The following is a 1285-nucleotide window of genomic DNA, read 5'->3' as shown; positions in this document are numbered from 1 at the left end:
TCACGTGAAACATGACCCCGCTTCCGTTGTCAGCCCTGCTGCTCGGCCCACCACTCCTTCAGGGCCTTCACCGCTTCGTCGTGCTCCATCGGGCCGTTCTCCAGCCGGAGCTCCAGCAGGTGCTTGTAGGCCTTCCCGACCTCCGGGCCCGGCTTGATGTCCAGGATCTGCATGATCTGGTTGCCGTCGAGGTCCGGACGGATGGAGTCGAGCTCCTCCTTCTCCTGGAGCTGGGCGATGCGCTCCTCCAGCCCGTCGTACGCACGGGAGAGCGCGGCGGCCTTGCGCCGATTCCGCGTGGTGCAGTCCGAGCGGGTCAGCTTGTGCAGCCGGCTGAGGAGCGGTCCCGCGTCCCGGACATAGCGGCGGACGGCGGAGTCCGTCCACTCTCCCGTGCCGTAGCCGTGGAAGCGCAGATGCAGCTCGACCAGACGGGAGACGTCCTTCACCAGCTCGTTGGAGTACTTCAGCGCGGTCATGCGCTTCTTGGTCATCTTCGCCCCGACCACCTCATGGTGGTGGAACGAGACGCGGCCGTCCTTCTCGAAGCGGCGCGTGCGGGGCTTGCCGATGTCGTGCAACAGGGCCGCGAGGCGGAGGGTCAGGTCGGGGCCGTCCTCCTCCAGGGCCATCGCCTGCTCCAGGACGATCAGAGTGTGCTCGTAGACGTCCTTGTGCCGGTGGTGCTCGTCGCGCTCCAGATGCAGGGCCGGCAGCTCGGGCAGCACGGAGGAGGCGATCCCGGTGTCCACGAGCAGGGTGAGGCCCTTGCGGGGGTGCGGGGAGAGGATCAGCTTGTTCAGCTCGTCCCGGATCCGCTCGGCGGAGACGATCTCGATGCGTCCCGCCATGTCCGTCATCGCCGCGACGACCTCGGGGGCCACCTCGAAGTCCAGCTGGGCGGCGAAGCGCGCGGCCCGCATCATGCGCAGGGGGTCGTCGGAGAAGGACTCCTCGGGCGTCCCCGGCGTGCGCAGCACCCGCTCGGCGAGGTCCTTCAGACCACCGTGGGGATCGATGAACCTCTTCTCGGGGAGGGCGACAGCCATCGCGTTGACGGTGAAGTCACGGCGGACGAGGTCGTCCTCGATGGAGTCGCCGTAGGACACCTCCGGCTTGCGCGACGTGCGGTCGTACGCCTCGGACCGGTAGGTGGTCACCTCGATCTGGAAGCTCCGGTCGGTGTCCCCGACCCGCGCCTCCTTCTGGGCGCCGACCGTCCCGAAGGCGATCCCCACGTCCCAGACGGCGTCCGCCCACGGCCGCATGATCTTCAGGACGTCCT

1 protein-coding gene is annotated in these 1285 nt (G+C 68.3%); it reads right to left on the bottom strand.

The genetic code is table 11. From position 1 onward, the window contains the following. Window positions 1–29: 29 nt before the first annotated feature. A partial coding sequence (locus CCN29_RS26830; protein WP_086685115.1) for a CCA tRNA nucleotidyltransferase occupies window positions 30–1285 on the bottom strand: 1256 nt, incomplete at its 5' end.

The organism is Streptomyces pseudogriseolus (assembly GCA_002154585.1).
Taxonomy (GTDB): Bacteria; Actinomycetota; Actinomycetes; order Streptomycetales; family Streptomycetaceae; genus Streptomyces; species Streptomyces pseudogriseolus.
Note: the sequence above shows the minus strand (reverse complement) of the source record. Positions and strands in the feature narration are given on the sequence as shown.